Raw genomic sequence first — 18,077 nt, forward strand, 5'->3', positions numbered from 1 at the left:
CGGCTATTATGACGGTATGTCCAATCCCTTATTCCCCACCGAATCGTCTGCACTGACGTTGGATGGGCCGGTCGGCCCGCTTGATGTCGCGGTCGATCTGCCCGAGCCGGACGTTGCCGTGCAACCGGTCACCGCCATCGTCTGCCACCCGCTCTCCACCGAGGGCGGCAGCATGCACAACAAGGTCGTCACCATGGCTGCGCGCGCGCTGCGCGAGTTGGGGATCACCGTGGTGCGCTTCAATTTCCGCAGTGTCGGCAACTCGGCCGGTGCGTTCGATCATGGCGAAGGTGAGCAGGACGACCTGCGTGCGGTCGCTGCATGGGTGCGCAGCCAGCGCCCGGGCGACACGCTGTGGCTGGCCGGTTTCAGCTTCGGGGCGTATGTATCGTTGCGCGCCGCCGGCTCGCTTGAACCGCAGGTGCTGATCTCGATCGCGCCGCCGGCCGGGCGTTGGGATTTCAGCGACATGCAGCCGCCGGCACAGTGGCTGGTGGTGCAGGGCGATGCCGACGAAATCGTCGACCCGCAGGCGGTGTATGACTGGCTGGAGACTCTGGAGCAGCAGCCCGAGCTGGTACGCATGCCCGACACCAGCCACTTCTTCCACCGCAAATTGATCGACCTGCGCGGTGCGATCCAGCATGGTGTCCGGCGCTGGTTGCCGGCGGCCGTCTGACCGCGGCAGGGCCCATGCGTATCGCCCGGCGATGCGCCGTTGAGCGGGCAAGGCAGCAGCCGGACCGCGGAGAACACGATGAGTGAGATGACCCCGTCGCAGCGCTACGCCGCCGGCGTACAACGCGGCGACTGGCGCGCCGACCCCGCGCAGCAAGCGGCCCTGGCCGAGCTGGATCGTATCCACGAGGCATTGGTGGACAGCGCGCAGGACGGCTGGCTGGATCGGCTGTCGGCGTTCTGGAAAAAGCCCGAGCCGGTGCGCGGCCTGTATTTCTGGGGTGGAGTGGGGCGCGGCAAGACCTTCCTGGTCGACCTGTTCTACGACGGGTTGCCGATCAAGCAGAAGTACCGCACGCACTTCCATCGCTTCATGCGCGGGGTGCACGAGCAACTGCGCGAGCACGCCGGGCAAAGCGATCCGCTGGCCAAGATCGCGCAGCAATGGCGCGAGAATCTGCGCGTGCTGGTGCTGGACGAATTCTTCGTCACCGACATCGGCGATGCGATGTTGCTGGCGCGTCTGCTGGAACGCCTGTTCGCCGAAGGCGTGACCCTGGTGACCACCTCCAACACCGCACCGGAAAACCTCTACGCCAATGGCCTGCAGCGCGACAGCTTCACGCCGGCGATCGGTCTGCTGCAGAAATTCTGCGTGGAACTCTATGCCGAAGGCACCGAGGATTACCGCATGCGCGCGCTGACGCGCTCACCGGTGTATCGCGCGCCCCTGGATGCGCAGGCCGATGCGTGGCTGACGCAGCGCTGGGGCGAGCTGAGCGGAAATTCCGAGCCGCGCAGTGGCAACATCGAAATCGAGGCGCGCAAGATTGCCGTGCGTGCGCGCGGCAAGAGCATCGCCTGGTTTGATTTTGCCGCGCTGTGCGAGGGCCCGCGTGGCCCCGGCGATTACATCGAGATCGCGCGTGAATTCACCACCGTGTTGCTGGGCGGCATCCCGCACTTCGACCGCATGAACGAGGACGCCGCACGCCGCTTCGTCAATCTGATCGACGAGCTATACGACCGCCACGTCAACCTCGTCTGCACCGCGCAGGACGCCCCGCCCGCGTTGTACAGCGGCCAGCGCCTGGCCGGCGCCTTCGAGCGCACCGCCTCGCGCCTGATCGAGATGCAGAGCGCCGAGTATCTGGCGACCGCACATCGGGCCTAGACATGCAGACGCGGCCCGGCCCTGGATTGCACAAGATCGTTGTGACCGATCAGAACGGCGGCCTGAGCCGGGTCGGTGATAGCACCCGGTTGCACGACAATAAAAAAATCGCTTGCAATTAAATTGTGCGCTATGTAAATTGCAGCCATGGACACCGCCACAGCCACTGACGCCCGGACCAATGCGCTGCTGCAGCTCGACAACCAGCTGTGCTTTGCGCTGTATTCGGCCAACCTGGCGATGCACAAGCTCTACCGCGGGCTGCTGAAGACGCTGGACCTGACCTATCCGCAATACCTGGTGCTGCTGGTGCTGTGGGAAACCGACGGCCGCAGCGTATCGGAGATCGGCGAGCGCCTGTACCTGGACTCGGCCACGCTGACCCCGCTGCTCAAGCGTCTGCAGGCTGCTGGACTGGTCACCCGCACGCGTGCTGCCAGCGACGAGCGCCAGGTGATCATTGCGCTGACCGATACCGGCCGCGCACTGCGCGCCAAGGCCGGGGCGGTGCCGGAGCAGGTGTTGTGCGCCTCAGCGTGTTCGTTGGACGAATTGCGTCAACTCAAGCAGCAGCTGGAAACGCTGCGCTCAAACCTCGGCACCGGGTGAGCCGGCCCCGCAAGGTCCGCACGTTTTTTGCAACATGTCGTACACGATTTAATCGTCAACTACTCAGCTACATCACGCGCTGACAGCGCTCATTCTGGAGAACCACCATGGCCTCACCTGAAAAAGTCCTCTACACCGCCCACGCCACTGCCACCGGTGGCCGCGAAGGCCGCGCCGTGTCTTCCGACAAGGCGCTGGACGCCAAGCTGTCCACCCCGCGCGAGCTGGGCGGCGCCGGCGGCGACGGTACCAACCCGGAGCAGCTGTTCGCTGCCGGCTACGCAGCCTGCTTCATCGGCGCGATGAAGGCTGTCGCGGCGCAGGACAAGCTCAAGCTGCCGGGCGAAGTGAGCATCGACAGCAGCGTCGGCATCGGCCAGATTCCGGGCGGCTTCGGCATTGCCGTGGAACTGCGCATCGCAGTGCCGGGCATGGACCAGGCTGAACTGCAGGCGCTGGTCGACAAGGCCCACCAGGTCTGCCCGTACTCCAACGCGACCCGCGGCAACATCGACGTCACCCTGACCCTGGCCTGATCCACGCCAGCACCACCACGCGTCACACGTGGTGGAGTCAGCAACGGCCCGGCGCCTGCGTCGGGCCGTTTTTTTTGTTGCAGCAGCAGGAGCGCTGCCCTGAAGAACACAGGCAGCCGGCGTCGCTGTGTCAGCGCGACCTAGTGTGGACGCAAGACACGCCAACGAGTCGATGCACCCGCCTCGAGGCGCACATGCACGCGCTGGCGATGCGCGTCACCGCGCGGCACACTGTTGCGATGACAGTGCCTGCTTCTGCGATCCCGATCGGACTTTCCTGCGCATGAGCGCAACGCGTCCCACCTTGTTGCTGCTCCCCGGTCTGCTCAACGATGCGCAGTTGTGGCAGGCACAGCGCGTGGCCCTGGCCGAGCTTGCCGACTGCGTGGTCGGCGACATCACCCAGGGCGAGAGCATGCGCGCGCTGGCAACCCAGCTGCTGGCGCAGATGCCGCCGCGTTTTGCACTGGCGGGATTTTCCTTGGGTGGCTACGTCGCGCAGGAAATCCTGCGTATCGCGCCGGAGCGCGTGGAGCGGCTGGCCTTGCTGGATACCTCCGCACGTGCCGATTCGCCCGAGCGTGCGGCGCAACGGCGCGCGCAGGAAGCGAGCGTGCGTGGCGCCAGTGCCTTCCACGGATTTGGCGAACGGCTGCTGCGGCACTATGTGCATCCCTCGCGCTGGCAGGACGAGGCCTTGCTGGAGCGGGTGCGTGGCATGACCCAGCGACTGGGCGGGGAGGTGTTCCTGCGGCAGAACCGGCTGGAGCGGGAAGACGGCCGCGCGCTGCTGCGCGCCTATGCCGGCCCGCTGCTGGTGCTGTGCGGCAAGGACGATGCGATCACCCCGCCGGCATTGCACGAGGAAATGGCCGCACTCGCAGTGCAGGCGCGCTTGGTGCAAGTGCCTGCGTGTGGCCATCTGTCGCCGCTGGAACAGCCGCAGGCGGTGTCGGATGCACTGCGGCAATGGCTGCTCGCCTGATACGGCGACGACCGAGCCGACACAGCCAGGCCTGCCGCCGTGCGATCCCATGCGGCGGGATGGCATCAAGCAGTGCGCGATGAGGGGCTCTGAACCAGCGGTCTTGGGAAGACGATCAGTGCGCCGTCGGCTGCTACGCAATGCCTGCATTCATGCATGCAAGGCGTCATACGCAGTCACGGCAGCCATCTGGCCGAAGCGACTCGTTGGACTGCCACAAGGCGTGCAAGTTCGCCTGCGCTGCATCGGCGCCGTCATCGCGTGGCCGTCGCCACAACGCTGTTGGACACCGGCGCATCGGCGTCGTCTTTCTGCTGATGCGTGTGGAGTTCCAGCATCTGCAGCGGCTGGCCCTGGAAGCGATATTCCAGCGCCTGCTGCACCCCATACAGGGCCTGCGCCTGCGTGCACAGCGTCTGTGCCTGCGCTTCCAGCGCCTGGCTGCGTACCTGCATCTGCTGCTCCATGCGCGCGTCCAGTTGCTCGCCGCGTCGCTCCAGCTGCGCAGCGCGTCCGGTCATCACCGTCCACATCACGCTGCGGGTCAGGCTGCCGGCCAGGTCGTCGGCAGCGCGTTCGACACTGGCTTCGAAACGTTCGTCGAACAGGGCCTGCTCCCAGCGCCCACGCCCCAGCGTGGCATCGATCTGCGCGAGTGCGGTGCCGCGCAGCCGCTCCACCTTGCGCTCCTGGCGCGTGCTGTCGGTCAGCATCTGCACCACGCCGGCCAGTGCGTCGAAGCTGATGTCGACCACCGAGTGGGCAACGGCGGTCACGGCCGGCATCAGTGCGCGGGCACCCTGCTCAAGTTCGCGCAGGCGTTGCGCGTCGGCAGCGCTGACCGCTTGCGGTTGGCGATCGATATTGAGTTCGCCACCGTGGAAGAAAATCTCGCGCGGCACGCCTTGCTTGCGACGCAGCCAGATGCCGCCGCTGTCGGTCAGCACATCGTAGGAGGTGCTGACGTCACATTGCTGTGCGGACACCTGCGGCCTGGCGGTTGCAGCCTGTGCGCTACAGGCCGCCAGCAGCAGGAGGGGGGCCAGGACGGTGCGGATGCGCATGGCGGATGCCCGGGAGTGGTGATGCGGCAGCATGGCGCGCGGCTGCACGCCTGCCATGGGCAGGAAGTCAGGGTGCCGCAGCGGCGTCTTGGCCTCGACGGCGCAAAGCGTGAACCGGGTCGAGCATCGGTGCGCCGACATCCTGCAAACGTTTGGCTCACTTGATTCTCACGGTGTATGGTGTGAATTATGTTGCACAGCAGCATCGGAGCTCAGCAATGCTCGACTCACGCATCGAAAAGGTTGATCTGGCACTCACCGAGATTGCCAAGGACCCATCGGAGAAGGTGGCGCTGTGGCAGTGGGCGTGCCGCGAGATGCTGCACGAGACGCTGATCGGCATGCACCAGCTCTCGCACCTGGCTGGCATTTCCCAGCAGGTTGCCAACGATTGGCGCGCACCGGTGGATGTGATCGCACCCGAGAAGCCCTATCTGGCCGCCTCCGCGCTGGCCGACCGCCGTCTGCCGCAGGTGCTCGACGGCCTGGGCAATACGCACGACGACAACGACCGCGCCACGCTGTGGCGGCTGCGCTATGCCAGCCTGATCGCCGCCACCCTGCAGGGCATGCAGGCACTGGCCGACAAACACCGCATCGACCGCCAGGCGATGGCACTGTGACAGTGAGCTGACCGCGCTGCGCGGCCGCACGGGCTGTGCGGCGGTCTAAGCGTTGGCTTCATGTCAGAAGGCTTGCTTCTCAGAACGCTTGCTTCAATGCCGGACGGCGGCCTCTTCCAGATGCCGCCAGGCATGCCGCACGATCCAGCGCGCCTGGTCCCAGGGCACCGACAGCAGCGGTTGATAGTGGTAATAGCCGTCCTGCAGCACGCGATACAGCTGCGCCTCGGTCGCGCGCGGATAGGCCAGATAGATGTCGTAGCCGAGCGTGAGTAGCCGGGCGTAATCGGCAAAGGCGTAACCACCCAGATGGCCTTCGGCGTGGACATCGCGCCAATAGGCGATCTCCGTGTCGAGATCGACGCTGCGGCGGGTCAAGACGGATGCGCTGTGCATGGGTAGGACTCCGTTGCCGAGACTACCCCCCTGTGTCCAGCACCGTAGCAGCGCCTGCCGCGTGCAACCAGCACGCGACGACGAGCGGTCATCGCGGTGGTGATGCCACGGGCCGGACAGTGCCGACCCGTGGCAGCCGGGATCTCAATCCCAGTCGGGTGCGATGGCCTTCGGGTTGGCCAGCCGCTGCCCGCGGTCCAGTGCGGCGATCTCGCTCATGTCCTGCTCGCTCAGCCGCAGCGTCTGTGCCTGGAGATTGCTCTCCAGATTGTCGCGCTTGGTCGAGGACGGAATCACCGAATAGCCCTGCTGCAGTGCCCAGGCCAGGGTGACCTGCGCCGGGGTGGCGTCATGGCGTGCGGCGATCGCCTGGATCACCGGGTCCTTCAGCACCTCGCCCACCGCCAGCGTCATGTACGAGGTGACATGGATGCCTTGCTCGCGCAGGAACGCGATCAGGCTGCGGTTCTGCAGGTACGGATGCACTTCGATCTGATTGGTGGCGATGGCCTCGGCGCCCAGGATCTCGATGGCCTGCTTGATCAGCGCGATGGTGAAGTTGGAGACGCCGATCGCGCGGGTCAGGCCCTGTTGCCGGGCCTCATTCAAGGCTTCCAGGTAGTCGCGCATCGGCACCTGATCCTTGGGCGAAGGCCAGTGGATCAGGGTCAGGTCGACGTCGTCGGTGCCCAGTTTGCGCAGGCTTTCCTGCAGGCTGGGCAGCAAGGCGCTGCGGTCGAACTTGTCGACCCAGATCTTGGTGGTCAGATACAGCTGATCGCGCGGCAGGCCGGATGCGGCAATGGCCTGGCCGACCTGTTCTTCGTTGTCATAGATCTGCGCGGTATCGACGGCGCGGTAGCCCAACTCCAGTGCATTGCGCACCGAGTCGATGACGACCTGGTCCTTGAGACGGAAGGTGCCGAGGCCGAATGCGGGGACTGTCATTGTGTTCCTTTGGTAATCGGGAATGGGGAATCGTGAATCGCAAAAACTGATGTCGTGCGGGGCGCTGTGAGCTATTGGTCCAGTGCGACGACGGCCTTGCCGAAGTTCTCGCCGCGCAGCAGGCTGATCAGGCCCTGGGGGGCGCTGTCCAGACCGTGCAGGACATGTTCGCGGTACTGGATCTGGCCATCGCGCAGCCACTGGCCCATCTCGCGCAGGAAGGCGGGCATCAGACGGATGAAATCGTGCTGGATGAAGCCGCGTACGGTCAGCCGCTTGCGCAGCACCTGGCCCATGAACTCCGGCAGCCGATCCGGCCCCGGCAAGGCCTGGCCACGGCTGTTGTAGGTGGCGATCACGCCGCACACCGGGATGCGCGCGAAGTCGTTCAATTGCGGCAATACCGCGTCGAAGACCTTGCCGCCGACGTTCTCGAAATAGACATCGATCCCGTCCGGAGTGGCCGCGCGCAGCTGCTCGGCAAAGTCGTCGGCGCGATGGTCCAGCGCCACATCCACGCGCAGCACCTCGCGCAGGTAGCGCACCTTTTCCTCGCCACCGGCAATGGCCACCACGCGCAACCCCTGCAGACGCGCCAGCTGGGCCACGGTGGCGCCGACCGGCCCGCTGGCTGCCGCCACCACCAGTGTTTCGCCGGCTTGCGGCTTGCCGATCTCGTGCAGGCCGGCGTAGGCGGTGAAGCCGGGCATGCCGTAAACGCCGAGCGCGGTGCTCAGCGGCAGGGCATCGTCCTTGGGCAGCTTGCGCAACGGCGCGGTGGGCGTGAGCAGGCTATGGCTCTGCCAACCGCCGGGCAGTACCAGCAGGTCGCCCGGCTGATAGCCGGCATGGTGCGACTCGAGCACTTCGCCGACGGTGCCGCCTTCCATCACCGCGTCGATCTCCACCGGTGCGGCGTAGGACGGGCCGTCGTCCATGCGTCCGCGCATGTACGGGTCCAGCGACAGGAAGCGGTTGCGCACCAGAATCTGGTCGTGCCCGGTGGGCGGCAAGGCGACGTCTTCAATGCGGAAGTTGTCGGCGCTCGGCTCGCCGTGCGGGCGAGAGGCCAGCACGATGCGGCGATTGGTGATCGATTTCATGGGGGATTCCTTGCGGAAAGGGCCGCGCGTACGCGACCGGGGGAGCGCAGCCGCAATGGCGGCTGCGCGCGGAAAGACACGCGTGGTCGACTACATATGCGGCGCAAGCCGATGCTTCAGGCGGCGTCGGCCGGCTCGGGGGCGCTTGCGGCATCGAGCTGTGCAATCTGATCGGCGCTCAGCGACAGCTGCGCGGCGGCCAGCACATCGTGCAACTGGGTCACGCTGGTGGCGCTGACGATCGGTGCGGTCAGGCCCGGGCGTGCGATCAACCAGGCCAGTGCGATCTGTGCCGGCGTGGCGCGGTGGGTGGCCGCCAGATCGTCCAGCGCCTGCAGGATGCGCAGGCCGCGCGGATTGACGTATTGCTTGACCACTGACGCACCGCGCGCGCTGCTCTTGCCGGCGTCGTCGGCGCTGCGGTACTTGCCGGTCAGAAAGCCGCTGGCCAGCGAGTAGTAGCTGATCACGCCGAGCTCGCGTTCGCGCACCAGCGGCTCCAGCTCGGCCTCATAGCCGGCGCGGTCGTAAAGGTTGTATTCCGGTTGCAGGCTTTCGTAACGCGGCAGCTTGTACTGCTCGGAGATATCCAGGGCATCGCGCAGGCGTGCGGCGCTGTAGTTGGACGCGCCGATCGCGCGCACCTTGCCCTGTTCGATCAAGCGGCCGAACGCGGCCAGTGTGGCTTCCAGCGGAATCGATTCGTCGTCTTCGTGCGCCTGGTACAGATCGATCACATCGGTCTGCAGGCGGGTGAGCGAATCTTCCACCGCGGCGGCGATGTTCTCCGGCGACAGGCCCGGATGCTCGCTCCATTTGGCCACCTTGGTGGCGATCAGCACCTTGTCGCGCTTGCCGCTGCCTGCGAGCCAGCGCCCGATGATGGTTTCCGACTCGCCACCGCGATTGCCCGGCACCCAGCCGGAGTACGCATCGGCGGTGTCGATCAGGTTGAAGCCGGCATCGACGAAGGCATCGAGCAACGCGAACGAGGTCGCCTCGTCGGCGCTCCAGCCAAACACATTGCCACCGAACACGATCGGTTGAACCTGCAGGCCGGAGCGGCCTAGCGCGCGGGAGTGGGTCATCACGGTTGCTCCTGATTCGAACTGCCGACAGGATAGTCATGCGTGTCGATGTTGCGTGTGACACCTGCGTGGATTCAGCGTTCCGCAGATCGCCCTCATCGACTCACGTCGTCTGAACATGTCGCCCGACGCGCCTGGTGCGGCGCGTCATGCGGCGCACGGATCCGTGCACATGGCAGGCTTCGGGCCGCATGCTAGGCTCGCGCTACTTTTTCCCGCAAAGGGCGCTGCAATGATCCGCAACAAGCTGGTGTGTGCATGTGTGGTGGGGATGGCAGTGGCGATGAGCGCGCCACTGGCAATGGCAATGAAACCAGCCGATAGCGCCAGCTTGCCGGCGCCCGATGCGGCGCTGCAAAAAGCCATCGACGGCAACTGGCGCGATCGTGTCTACGTGCAGCGCGATGTCTATCGTCATCCGGGCCAGACGCTGGCGTTCTTCGGCATCAAGCCGACCCAGACCGTCATCGAAATCACGCCGGGCGGCGGCTGGTACTCGGAAATCCTGGCGCCGTACCTGCGCGACAAGGGTAAGTATGTTGCCGCGGTGGTCGACCCGGCGGCGGTGCCGGAGGGGCGCGGCCGCGATTCGGCACAGCGTGGGCGCGACGAGCTGGAGAAGAAGTTTGCCGCTAAGCCGGAGGTGTACGGCAAGCCGTCGTTCGTTTCCTATGTGCCCAAGACGCCGTCATTCGGCGTGGACAACTCGGCCGATCTGGTGCTGACCTTCCGCAACGTGCATAACTGGCGCATGGCCGGCAATGCCGAGGCGATGTTTGCCGGCTTCTACAAGGTGCTCAAGCCCGGCGGCGTGCTCGGCGTGGTCGAGCACCGTGCCAAGGCCGACGTGCCGGCCGACGACAAGAGCGGCTATGTCGGCCAGGCGCAGTTGATCGCGATGGCCGAAGCGGCCGGATTCAAGCTCGCCGGCAAGAGCGAAGTCAATGCTAACCCGCGCGACACCAAGGACTATGCCGGTGGCGTGTGGACCCTGCCGCCGAGCAACAACCACGACAAGGCCGACGATGCCAAGTACAAGGCGATCGGCGAGAGCGACCGCATGACCTTGAAGTTCGTCAAGCAGTGAGACGCGGCCTGCATGCCGACGCACCGCGCGTCGGCATGCAGGTCTTTGGCTGCCTGCCGCAGTGCGTCGATGCTGTCATGGCGCGCGGCATGCGATGACTGCGCAATCGGCTGCACGACTGTAAGGACGGCACGGACAGCGCAACGATGGCCAGTTGGACCAACGCTGCACTGGTTTGCATGCGTCAGGCCACTGATGCACAACTGCCCCGCGTAGCGATGCCGTCGGCTCAGCGTGCAACGCGGTTGCAGGCAGCAGCACATCGCCTGCCGCTGGTGGCGCGCCTCTTCAACCCGGTGCACGACCCACGCGCCACGCGCGGGGCCTGCAACGACCTTGCGCAACAGGATTGGCATGTTGGTGTTGTTGAACAAACCCTATGGCGTGCTGTCGCAATTCAGCGACCGCTCGCAGCCGCCCAAGCGCACGCTGGCCGAATTCGGCCTGCCGGCCGACGTCTATGCAGCCGGTCGCCTGGATCACGACAGCGAAGGCCTGTTGCTGCTGACCGACGATGGTGCACTGGCGCATCGCTTGACCGACCCGCGCCACAAGCAACCCAAGACCTATTGGGTGCAGGTGGAAGGCGACCCGGAACCTGCGCAACTGCAAGCCTTGCGCGATGGCGTGCTGCTCAACGACGGCCCGACCCGCCCGGCCGAAGTGCGCAGGCTCGATCCGGCACCGCAGCTGTGGCCGCGCGATCCGCCGGTGCGCGTGCGCAAGACTGTGCCCGATGCCTGGCTGGAGCTGCAGATCACCGAAGGGCGCAATCGCCAGGTGCGGCGCATGACCGCCTCGGTGGGCCTTCCGACCTTGCGTCTGATCCGCGTGGCGATCGGCGACTGGACCCTGGATGCGCTCGCGCCCGGCCAGTGGCGCATCGAACAAACGCATGGCGCGCGCCCGGGCAGGACGCGACGCGGCGCCTGATGCATCCGGTACAGCGGTCGCTGCACCGCACGCGGTGCTGAGCTCGATGCATCTTGGACGGTGCTGCTTACAGAACCGTTCATGCGGCGATGACTAGCCGTTTCATTGTGGAACCGATCCACAAACAAAAACGCCACGGCGCAGGGCCGTGGCGTCATGTTTTGTGCCTGGAACGACGGCTTACTCGATGCCGTCGCTCGGGGTCACTGCACCGCGGCGCTGGTAGGCGGCGCGACGTGCGCTGGCGTTGCTGGCGTGTTCGCGGTCCAGACGGTGGACGTTGCCGCCGAGCACCTGCTGGTCACGCTGGCGCTTGCGATACACGGCGTAACCGATCAGGCCCAGGCCGGCGACCGCAGCGGCCACAGTGACGGCCGGGTTGCGCTTGACCACTTTGCTGACGACCTTGCCGCCGGTGCGCACGGCACCCAGGGCAGCGCCGGTCTTCAGCCATTCGCTGGCGCCCGGACCGAAATGACGCAGGCTGCTGCCTGCATGACGGGCCTGATCGCCAGCGTTGGAAGCGGCGTGACGCAGGTGGTCGCCAGCATTGCCAGCCAGTTCCAGGGCACGCTCCAGGGCGCGTTCGGTGATCACAGTCAGCTTGCTCATTGGAGGCGTTTCCTTTCTGAGTACGTGGGCCGCAGTGTGTGGGCTGCTGCGTATAGACGGTGTTAGCGGTGGCAGGGCTTGTTTGGGTTGCGGTTAAGTAATGAAGTTAGGCGACGCTGTAATCGGTGCTTACCTGGCTTCGGTAGTTACCTGGGTGCGACAGAAGCCTGCCCTGGCCGGTGTCGACGTCGACTCCCTTCTCAGGCCGGGAGAAGGTGCCCCGCAGGAGCGGATGAGGGGACGGGCGAAGCCACGTGCACTTGAGCAGCGCGTGGGCTTCGCCCCGTACCCGCAGCCCAACCCCTCTCCCGAGGGGAAAGGGGCTTACATCAGGTACCGCGCGGTTTTGCCCGATGGGTTGCAGTCGCGGTCCATGGATCTTCCGGCCACGGATGTCTGGGATACCGTCCCTTCATCTCCTTCCTGACATCCGAGTACGTGGTGACCCAGAAGCTCTTCAAATCCTGGGTCACCTGCAACGGGCGTCCGCCGGGTGAGAGCAGATGCAGGGTCAGCGGGATGCGGCCGTCGGCGATGCGCGGGGTTTCGGCCAGGCCAAACAGTTCCTGCAGCTTGACCGCCAGCACCGGCGGCAACGGCTGCTCGGCGTGGTCGAGGGCGTAGACGATCTGCCGCTCCATGCCCGAGGGCACGCTGATGCGGGTGGGCGCATGGCGGTCGATCAGCTGGCGGCGGTCCCACGGCAGGGCGGCCTTGAGTGCTTCGCCCAGATTGGCCTCGTCCAGCGCATCCAGGCGGGTCTTGCCGGCGAAGGCCGGGCGCAGCCAAGTGTCCAGTGTCTCCAGCAACGCGGTGTCTGACAGGTCGGGCAGCGCAAGCTCGGGCATCCAGGCACGCAACGACTGCAGGCGGGCCCGCCATTGGCGCAGGCCGTCGGTCCACGGCAAGGCATCCAGGCCCAGCTGCCGCACCGCCTCGGTCAGCGCACCGGCGGCTTGCGCCGGATCGACGCGGCCGGCCGGGCGGCTGTCGAGCACGATGCGGTCGAAGCTGGATTGCCGACGCGCGACCAGGGCGCGCTTGTCCGCGTCCCACTGCACCAGATCCTGCTGCACGAAACGCTCGGGCACGCTGCGGCGCAGATAGCCTTCGTCCACCGGCGCGGCACGCAGCAGCAACGCGTCCTTGGCTTCGTAACGCAACTCGCTGGCAACCAGCCAGGGTTCGCCGCGCAGGTCGCTGTGGTCGAACAGGCGCGCGCTGCGGCCGTTGGCCAGCAGGTAGCGCAACGGGTCGTTGGGATGGCGTGCGGCAATGCGGTCGGGGAAGGCGTGCGAGAGCAGGTCGCCGAGCGCGTGCGCCTCCACGCTGGCGGGCGGGGCACTGTCGCAGCGCAGCCGGCGGCGCCATTGTCTGGCGGCGCTGTCGATCGCGGCCAGGCCGCCGCGGTTGGCATCGTGCGCGCTGCGGCCTTGGCGGAATGCGGCCAGTGCGCGCCAGCGCGCAGCCAGTCCATCGCCGCCCTGACGCAGCGGGTCGCGCGCTTCCAGCAAGGCGGCCAGGTCGCAGGCCAGCGCCACACGTGTCGCGTCGCCAGCCTGCGCCAGCATCGCGGCCAGGCGCGGATGGGTGCCCAGCGCGAGCATGCGGCGGCCCAGCGCGGTGATGCCGCCGCTGCCGGTGAGCGCGCCCAGCCGCTGCAGCAATTCGTGCGCGGCGGCCAATGCACCGGCCGGCGGGGTATCGACGAAGCGCAGCGCGGCGCTGCCCCAGGCGGCCAGTTCCAGCGCCAGGCCGGCCAGTTCCACCTGGGTGATCTCCGCGCGCCGCTGCGGTTCCAGCCGTTGCGATTGCGGCCACAACCGGTACGCCCAGCCGCTGGCCACACGTCCGGCGCGGCCGGCACGCTGGTCGGCCGAGGCCTGCGCGATGGTGGTGATGTCCAGGCGCGAAAAACCGCTGTTGGGATCGTAATGCGGCTCGCGTGCCAGCCCGCTGTCGATGACCACGCGCACGCCGGGCAGGGTCACCGAGGACTCGGCGACGTTGGTCGCCAGCACCACGCGGCGGCGGCCGGACGGGTCGGGTTGCAGCACCTGGCTTTGCGCCTCGACCGACAGCTCGCCATGCAGCGGCAGCACCTGCACCGCTGGGTCCAGCACGTCCTGCAGCGCGCTGTGCACGCGTGCGATCTCGCGCTGGCCGGGCAGGAACACCAGCACATCGCCCGGATGGGTGGACAAGGCGTGTTCCACCGCGCGCCGGGTCTGCGGCTCCAGCGCTTCGTCGCGGCGCGCGGGGAAGTGCGCAATCTCCACCGGGAAACTGCGCCCGGCGCTGCTCAGGCGCGGTGCGTCGAGAAAACCGGCCAGGCGCTCGCCATCCAGCGTGGCCGACATCGCCACGATGCGCAGGTCCTCACGCACCTGCGCCTGCACGTCCAGCGCCAGCGCCAGGCCGAGGTCGCCGGCCAGATGGCGCTCGTGGAACTCGTCGAACAGCAGCGCGCCGATGTGCTCCAGCATCGGGTCGTCCTGGATCAGCCGGGTCAGGATGCCCTCGGTAACGACCTCAATGCGGGTGCGCGCGGAGGTCTTGTTCTCGAAGCGGATGCGGTAACCCACCGTCTCGCCGACCGGCTCGCCCAACTGGCGCGCCATGAACACGGCGGCGCTGCGGGCGGCCACGCGCCGCGGTTCCAGCATCACGATCTTGCGACCGGCCAGCCACGGTGCGTCCAGCAAGGCCAGCGGTACCTGGGTGGTCTTGCCGGCGCCGGGCGGGGCTTCCAGCACCAGCCGCGGATGGGCGGCCAGGCTGTCGCACAGCTGCGGCAGCAGGGGGGAGATCGGAAAGGCAGGCTCGGTCATGCGCGGGAAGGATACGGGCACGCCACAGATGGCGCGACGGTCGGGCCGTCGGGTGAAGCCTGTCAGGGAATCCGGAGGTGCTATTACCTTTTAGGCATTCAAGGCTGACTTTGGCGCCGGCGCTGCTTCAGGCCGGCAGCGTGCCTGTCGATAACCGCTCTACTCCCCGATTTGGACGCCCCATGTCTGCTGCCACCCCGAAATTCGTCAGCCTGCAAAGCAAGCTGCTCGGCGCGCTCGCGCTGGGTCTGTCGGTCATCCTGCTGTGTGCCCTGGGCGGTCTGGGCACGGCGTGGCTGAGCCTGTCCGGCAAGGTGCCGCCGGAGGTGGCGCAAGCCTCCAGCAGCGAAGAGATCACCCGCGATTTCCGCCTGCAGGTGCAGGAATGGAAGAACGTGCTGATCCGCGGGCGCGATCCGGCGCTGCTGGACAAGCACCTGAGCGCCTTCCGCGAGCAGGGCAGGAAGGTGCAGGCCAGCACCGAGGCGCTGGCCAAGGCAACCCAGGACCCGCAGGCGCGCACGCTGGCGCAGGACTTTGCCAAGGCGCATCTGGGTCTGCAGCGCAATTACGAAGCGGCGCTGGGCAAGTTTGCCGAGGCCGGCTACGACACCCAGGTGGGCGACCAGCTGGTCAAGGGCCAGGACCGCGCGCCCAGCCACACCCTCGAAGAACTGGTGAAGCGCAGCAAGACCCTGGCCGATGCGGCGGTGCTGGCCAGTTCGCAATCGGCGCAGCACAAGCTGGTGTTGTCGGCGGTGGCCACGATCGCCGCGGCGCTGTGCCTGGTGGCGGTGCTGGGCTGGTGGATCCGTCGCTCGATCGTGCGCCCGATCGAAAACGTCGCACGTGCGGCACGCCAGGTGGCGGCCGGCGATCTGTCGGCGCGTGCAGCGGTCAGCACGCGCGATGAAATCGGTCTGCTCGGCCAGGCCATGGGCCAGGTGGTCAACACGCTCACCGACGTCTCCACCGCGCAGGCCGACATGGCGCAGCGCCACGAAGCCGGGCAGATGAGTTACCGCATGGACGCGCAGGCCTTCCCGGGCGCATACGGCCGCATGGTCGACGACACCAATGGCTTGATCGGCGCGCAGGTCGGTCTGATCGGCGACATGCTGCAGGTGATGCAGCATTACGCGGTCGGCGACATGTCGGTGGACATGCCGCGCCTGCCGGGCGAGAAAGCGCAGATCACCGAGGCGATGGACACCACCAAGCGCAACCTGGCGGCGATCAATGGCGAAATCCGTGGCCTGGTCGACGCAGCTGCGGCCGGCGACTTCGCCACGCGCGGCAATGCCGAGGCCTACCAGTTCGAATTCCGCGCCATGGTCAGCGGCGTCAACGGCCTGATGCAGAACGTGGACCAGAATCTGGCCGAGCTGTCGCAGCTGCTCAAGGCGATCGCCGATGGCGACCTGACCGCGCGCATGCACGGCAACCAACAAGGCGTGTTCGCACGCATGCGCGACGATGCCAACGCCACCGTGCAGCGCCTGACCGATATCGTCGGCGACATCACCGTGGCCGCGCAGACCATTCGCACCGCGTCGGCAGAGATTGCCGCCGGCAACAACGACCTGGCGCAGCGCACCGAACAGCAGGCTGCCAACCTGGAAGAAACCGCCGCCTCGATGGAAGAGCTCACCTCCACCGTGCGCCAGAACGCCGACACCGCGCAGCAGGCCAGCCGCGGCGCGCAGGCGGCCGCGGAGATTGCCGGCCGTGGCGGCGAGATGGTGGCCAGCGTGGTCGACACCATGGGCGAGATCGAGGTGTCGTCCAAGAAGATCGCCGAGATCATCAGCGTCATCGACGGCATCGCCTTCCAGACCAACATCCTGGCGCTGAACGCGGCAGTGGAAGCGGCGCGTGCCGGCGAACAGGGCCGCGGCTTTGCCGTGGTCGCCTCGGAAGTGCGTGCGCTGGCGCAGCGTTCGGCCGGCGCAGCCAAGGAGGTCAAGCAGCTGATCGACGCCTCGGTGGACAGCGTGGAGCGCGGCAGCGCGCGCGTGGATCAGGCCGGGCAGACGATGCAGCAGATCGTGCAGTCGGTGCAGCAGGTGACCACGTTGATTGCGGAGATTTCCGCCGCATCGCGCGAACAATCCTCCGGCATCGAGCAGGTCGCCCGCACCGTCAACGACATGGACGAAACCACCCAGCGCAATGCCGCACTGGTGGAAGAAGCCTCTGCCGCAGCCCGTGCGATGGAAGAGCAGGCGGTGGAACTGAGCGAAGCGGTATCGGTGTTCCGCCTGGATGCACGCCGGCCAAGCCTGGCGGCTGCGGCTTGATTGCGTGAGGCGTTGTAGCGGCCCAGGTGCAGCTGCTTGAATCAAAAGCCCGGTGCGTCGAGGGCGCGGTGCCCTCGCCACCTGCGGGACACGCCGTGCATCCGTCCGTGGAGGCTCCTTGGCGGCCTCCATACCGCCAAGGGTCCCGCAAGCGGCGGGGACGCCGCACCAGAGTGGTGGTCGGTGGCCCGGTCAAAACCTGTGTTTGCTTTGGGACGCCGAGGAGTTCGAGGTCGCCTTGTTCAAAGCTTGCCTGTTGCTAGGCGTCGATTAAGAGGCTAACTGGACGCCCATAATTCGCACAATGCACGTCATGCATTGCTTGCACCAAGCACACCGACCATCTCGCTTGGTCCTTGTCCGCTCACCATCGCGGGACCTTACGCGGCATGGATGCCGCGTAAGAGCCTACATGGACGTACTTGCGGCGTGTCCTGCGATGGTGGGCGGGCAAGGGCCCTGCAACCAAGCCGCAGATCGACCGCTCCACGATCGATCCACCGACACCATCCAGTCACTTCGAGACACACGAAAACTGCGCTAAAAACCTGCGGATTCAAGTCGCAGCGTCGTCGGACGACCAAGCCAGGCCAAACCAGTCCGACCTCAGTATCCGGTCATCAACCCGCTTCGCGCATCCGCGCGGTCAGGCCCTTCAGGAAGGCGCGCAGCAGCTGGTCGCCGCAGGGGCGAAAATTCTTGTGGCCGGGCTGGCGGAACAGCGCGGACAGTTCCGGCTTGGACAGCGGGAAGCCGGCGCTGGCGAAGATGGCGTGCATGTCCACGTCTTTCAGCTCGAAGGCCACGCGCAGTTTCTTCAGCACCAGGTTGTTGCCGACGCGGGTTTCCAGCGGGCGCACCGGCTGGCTCTCGTCGCGGCCGCGGAAACGCAGCACCAGGCCGTCGAGGAAGCGCGCCAGCATCGCGTCGGTGCAGGGCTCGAAACCGGGCTCGTCTTCCTTTTTCAGCCAGGCCTGTACCTGCGGCTTGTCGAGCGCGAACTCCGGGTCGGCCAGGTGGGTGATCTCCACCACCTTGTCGTCGCTGAGGTCGAGCATGTAGCGGATGCTGCGCAGTACATCGTTGTGGATCATGACAATTCCGGGGCCC

At 66.7% G+C, this 18,077-nt stretch carries 17 protein-coding genes; 9 read left to right on the top strand and 8 right to left on the bottom strand.

Features of this window, described 5'->3' with window-relative positions:
• Window positions 1-16: 16 nt before the first annotated feature.
• The 5 genes from KHN93_RS01505 to KHN93_RS01525 all read left to right on the top strand — a co-directional run bounded on the left by KHN93_RS01505 (window position 17) and on the right by KHN93_RS01525 (window position 3,982).
• Complete coding sequence (locus KHN93_RS01505; protein ID WP_166763901.1) at window positions 17-679, top strand: alpha/beta hydrolase; 663 nt, start codon at window positions 17-19, stop codon at window positions 677-679.
• A 78-nt stretch (window positions 680-757) separates the two neighbouring features.
• Entirely contained in the window at window positions 758-1,852 is a 1,095-nt protein-coding gene (gene zapE / locus KHN93_RS01510; RefSeq protein WP_211921697.1) for a cell division protein ZapE, read from the top strand.
• A gap of 147 nt (window positions 1,853-1,999) precedes the next feature.
• The gene (locus KHN93_RS01515) at window positions 2,000-2,461 is read left to right on the top strand and encodes a MarR family winged helix-turn-helix transcriptional regulator (protein WP_047127839.1); all 462 of its coding nucleotides are present in this window, start codon (window positions 2,000-2,002) and stop codon (window positions 2,459-2,461) included.
• A gap of 107 nt (window positions 2,462-2,568) precedes the next feature.
• Complete coding sequence (locus KHN93_RS01520) at window positions 2,569-2,997, top strand: organic hydroperoxide resistance protein (protein WP_039515670.1); 429 nt, start codon at window positions 2,569-2,571, stop codon at window positions 2,995-2,997.
• 283 nt (window positions 2,998-3,280) lie between these two features.
• Window positions 3,281-3,982: an alpha/beta fold hydrolase gene (locus KHN93_RS01525; protein ID WP_211921699.1), complete on the top strand. Its 702-nt coding sequence runs from the start codon at window positions 3,281-3,283 to the stop codon at window positions 3,980-3,982.
• Between the two features lie 254 nt (window positions 3,983-4,236).
• Here KHN93_RS01525 and KHN93_RS01530 read toward each other — a convergent pair whose 3' ends face one another.
• Window positions 4,237-5,046, bottom strand: a complete 810-nt coding sequence (locus tag KHN93_RS01530) for a DUF2884 family protein (protein ID WP_425600165.1) — start codon at window positions 5,044-5,046, stop codon at window positions 4,237-4,239.
• Window positions 5,047-5,264: 218 nt separating this feature from the next.
• Between KHN93_RS01530 and KHN93_RS01535 the strand changes: the two genes are divergently transcribed.
• Window positions 5,265-5,669: a hypothetical protein gene (locus tag KHN93_RS01535; protein ID WP_039517583.1), complete on the top strand. Its 405-nt coding sequence runs from the start codon at window positions 5,265-5,267 to the stop codon at window positions 5,667-5,669.
• 93 nt (window positions 5,670-5,762) lie between these two features.
• Here KHN93_RS01535 and KHN93_RS01540 read toward each other — a convergent pair whose 3' ends face one another.
• The 4 genes from KHN93_RS01540 to KHN93_RS01555 form a co-directional block, all read right to left on the bottom strand.
• Window positions 5,763-6,065 (bottom strand): hypothetical protein, encoded by a 303-nt coding sequence (locus KHN93_RS01540; RefSeq protein WP_039517581.1) that lies wholly within the window; start codon window positions 6,063-6,065, stop codon window positions 5,763-5,765.
• 144 nt (window positions 6,066-6,209) lie between these two features.
• Window positions 6,210-7,013 carry a 2,5-didehydrogluconate reductase DkgB gene (gene dkgB, locus KHN93_RS01545; RefSeq protein ID WP_211921703.1) on the bottom strand — a complete coding sequence of 268 codons (804 nt, stop codon included), beginning with the start codon at window positions 7,011-7,013 and terminating at the stop codon, window positions 6,210-6,212.
• A gap of 71 nt (window positions 7,014-7,084) precedes the next feature.
• Window positions 7,085-8,116: an NADP-dependent oxidoreductase gene (locus KHN93_RS01550; RefSeq protein ID WP_211921706.1), complete on the bottom strand. Its 1,032-nt coding sequence runs from the start codon at window positions 8,114-8,116 to the stop codon at window positions 7,085-7,087.
• Window positions 8,117-8,232: 116 nt separating this feature from the next.
• Window positions 8,233-9,204 (bottom strand): aldo/keto reductase, encoded by a 972-nt coding sequence (locus tag KHN93_RS01555; RefSeq protein ID WP_211921708.1) that lies wholly within the window; start codon window positions 9,202-9,204, stop codon window positions 8,233-8,235.
• 232 nt (window positions 9,205-9,436) lie between these two features.
• Here KHN93_RS01555 and KHN93_RS01560 point away from each other — a divergent pair, with 232 nt between their 5' ends.
• Both KHN93_RS01560 and KHN93_RS01565 read left to right on the top strand, forming a co-directional pair.
• Complete coding sequence (locus KHN93_RS01560) at window positions 9,437-10,291, top strand: class I SAM-dependent methyltransferase (RefSeq protein ID WP_039517569.1); 855 nt, start codon at window positions 9,437-9,439, stop codon at window positions 10,289-10,291.
• A 354-nt stretch (window positions 10,292-10,645) separates the two neighbouring features.
• Window positions 10,646-11,224 carry a pseudouridine synthase gene (locus KHN93_RS01565; RefSeq protein WP_104626053.1) on the top strand — a complete coding sequence of 193 codons (579 nt, stop codon included), beginning with the start codon at window positions 10,646-10,648 and terminating at the stop codon, window positions 11,222-11,224.
• Between the two features lie 180 nt (window positions 11,225-11,404).
• Here the strand turns inward: KHN93_RS01565 and KHN93_RS01570 are convergent, their stop codons facing one another.
• Entirely contained in the window at window positions 11,405-11,836 is a 432-nt protein-coding gene (locus tag KHN93_RS01570; protein WP_016903604.1) for a hypothetical protein, read from the bottom strand.
• 329 nt (window positions 11,837-12,165) lie between these two features.
• Complete coding sequence (hrpB, locus tag KHN93_RS01575; RefSeq protein ID WP_211921710.1) at window positions 12,166-14,667, bottom strand: ATP-dependent helicase HrpB; 2,502 nt, start codon at window positions 14,665-14,667, stop codon at window positions 12,166-12,168.
• A 182-nt stretch (window positions 14,668-14,849) separates the two neighbouring features.
• On the opposite strand from hrpB, the gene KHN93_RS01580 reads away from it, so the two are divergent.
• The gene (locus tag KHN93_RS01580) at window positions 14,850-16,967 is read left to right on the top strand and encodes a methyl-accepting chemotaxis protein (RefSeq protein ID WP_211921712.1); all 2,118 of its coding nucleotides are present in this window, start codon (window positions 14,850-14,852) and stop codon (window positions 16,965-16,967) included.
• A 620-nt stretch (window positions 16,968-17,587) separates the two neighbouring features.
• On the opposite strand, the gene KHN93_RS01585 is transcribed toward KHN93_RS01580, so the two are convergent.
• A complete protein-coding gene (locus KHN93_RS01585; protein WP_016901421.1) occupies window positions 17,588-18,061 on the bottom strand; it encodes a YehS family protein in 474 nt (157 codons plus the stop codon).
• Between the last annotated feature and the right edge of the window lie 16 nt (window positions 18,062-18,077).

Source organism: Xanthomonas arboricola pv. juglandis (genome assembly GCF_905367715.1).
GTDB classification, from domain to species: Bacteria; Pseudomonadota; Gammaproteobacteria; order Xanthomonadales; family Xanthomonadaceae; genus Xanthomonas; species Xanthomonas arboricola.

Bases quoted from the DNA above. Each gene is read 5' to 3' on its own strand.
- KHN93_RS01505 (WP_166763901.1), top strand. From the start codon at position 17: ATGTCCAATCCCTTATTCCCCACCGAATCGTCTGCACTGACGTTGGAT.
- zapE (WP_211921697.1), top strand. From the start codon at position 758: ATGAGTGAGATGACCCCGTCGCAGCGCTACGCCGCCGGCGTACAACGC.
- KHN93_RS01515 (WP_047127839.1), top strand. From the start codon at position 2,000: ATGGACACCGCCACAGCCACTGACGCCCGGACCAATGCGCTGCTGCAG.
- KHN93_RS01520 (WP_039515670.1), top strand. From the start codon at position 2,569: ATGGCCTCACCTGAAAAAGTCCTCTACACCGCCCACGCCACTGCCACC.
- KHN93_RS01525 (WP_211921699.1), top strand. From the start codon at position 3,281: ATGAGCGCAACGCGTCCCACCTTGTTGCTGCTCCCCGGTCTGCTCAAC.
- KHN93_RS01530 (WP_425600165.1), bottom strand. From the start codon at position 5,046: ATGCGCATCCGCACCGTCCTGGCCCCCCTCCTGCTGCTGGCGGCCTGT.
- KHN93_RS01535 (WP_039517583.1), top strand. From the start codon at position 5,265: ATGCTCGACTCACGCATCGAAAAGGTTGATCTGGCACTCACCGAGATT.
- KHN93_RS01540 (WP_039517581.1), bottom strand. From the start codon at position 6,065: ATGCACAGCGCATCCGTCTTGACCCGCCGCAGCGTCGATCTCGACACG.
- dkgB (WP_211921703.1), bottom strand. From the start codon at position 7,013: ATGACAGTCCCCGCATTCGGCCTCGGCACCTTCCGTCTCAAGGACCAG.
- KHN93_RS01550 (WP_211921706.1), bottom strand. From the start codon at position 8,116: ATGAAATCGATCACCAATCGCCGCATCGTGCTGGCCTCTCGCCCGCAC.
- KHN93_RS01555 (WP_211921708.1), bottom strand. From the start codon at position 9,204: ATGACCCACTCCCGCGCGCTAGGCCGCTCCGGCCTGCAGGTTCAACCG.
- KHN93_RS01560 (WP_039517569.1), top strand. From the start codon at position 9,437: ATGATCCGCAACAAGCTGGTGTGTGCATGTGTGGTGGGGATGGCAGTG.
- KHN93_RS01565 (WP_104626053.1), top strand. From the start codon at position 10,646: ATGTTGGTGTTGTTGAACAAACCCTATGGCGTGCTGTCGCAATTCAGC.
- KHN93_RS01570 (WP_016903604.1), bottom strand. From the start codon at position 11,836: ATGAGCAAGCTGACTGTGATCACCGAACGCGCCCTGGAGCGTGCCCTG.
- hrpB (WP_211921710.1), bottom strand. From the start codon at position 14,667: ATGACCGAGCCTGCCTTTCCGATCTCCCCCCTGCTGCCGCAGCTGTGC.
- KHN93_RS01580 (WP_211921712.1), top strand. From the start codon at position 14,850: ATGTCTGCTGCCACCCCGAAATTCGTCAGCCTGCAAAGCAAGCTGCTC.
- KHN93_RS01585 (WP_016901421.1), bottom strand. From the start codon at position 18,061: ATGATCCACAACGATGTACTGCGCAGCATCCGCTACATGCTCGACCTC.